The organism is Elstera litoralis (genome assembly GCF_000963705.1).
Classification (GTDB): domain Bacteria; phylum Pseudomonadota; class Alphaproteobacteria; order Elsterales; family Elsteraceae; genus Elstera; species Elstera litoralis.
Genome location: NZ_LAJY01000741.1, coordinates 1 through 802, shown reverse-complemented (window position 1 = coordinate 802; position 802 = coordinate 1). Strand labels below are relative to the sequence as shown.

Sequence of the window (802 nt, the reverse complement as noted above, 5' to 3'; positions counted from 1 at the left end):
TTTTTCTGCGCGATGATCGTGGCCAAAGCGGCGTGATACGTGTGCGTCATGAGCGTGTTCCTCCGTCCTCCCGGTCATTCTCACGCACTAACATGGACAGAGTGTGTGCGGCGCGGTAAGCATGACGGGTGACTTTCGATAAAATACGGCACTCCTTAAGGACTGTTGGACGGCGTACGGCCTGCCCCCATGTCTTGCGCAACAATCCGCCCGAGCGGACAGAAGAGCCGAAGGTGAGAACATGAAAGGCTGGACCTTGGACGATATTGCGTGGAATCGCTTCCAGGCAAATTTGGTCGATCCCGACACGGTTAAGGTCGTCAAAGCCGCCGCCCTGGTCGAACATAACGGCTGGGAGTATGCGGCCTACCTCAAGAACGTCTTCCGCGACGATCCTGAGTTCTGCGCCGCAACCGACGCCTGGGCGGAGGAGGAGGTTCAGCACGGCCAAGCCCTGCGCCGTTGGGCCGAGCTCGCCGATCCGACCTTCGATTTCGATACTGCGTTCCATACGTTCGTCACCGGATATCGTCTGCCCTTGGATGCGCAAGAGTCGGTTCGCGGCAGCCGCGCGGGGGAATTGATCGCCCGCTGCATCGTCGAAACCGGCACAAGCTCGTGGTACGCCGCTATTAAAGACGGAACCCAGGAACCTGTCCTGCAACAAATTTGCGCCGCCATCGCTGCCGATGAATTGCGCCATTACAAGCTCTTCTACGCAACGCTTAAGACCTACCTTGAAAAAGATGGCCTCGGGCGCTGGCAAAGGCTCCGCGTGGCCGMTCACCCGTCTTACCGAAAG

At 58.7% G+C, this 802-nt stretch carries 1 pseudogene; it reads left to right on the top strand.

Annotated elements, in window-relative coordinates:
- Positions 1 to 241 precede the first annotated feature (241 nt).
- Positions 242 to 802, top strand: a pseudogene (locus tag VZ95_RS19465) (ferritin-like domain-containing protein); the annotation flags it as partial.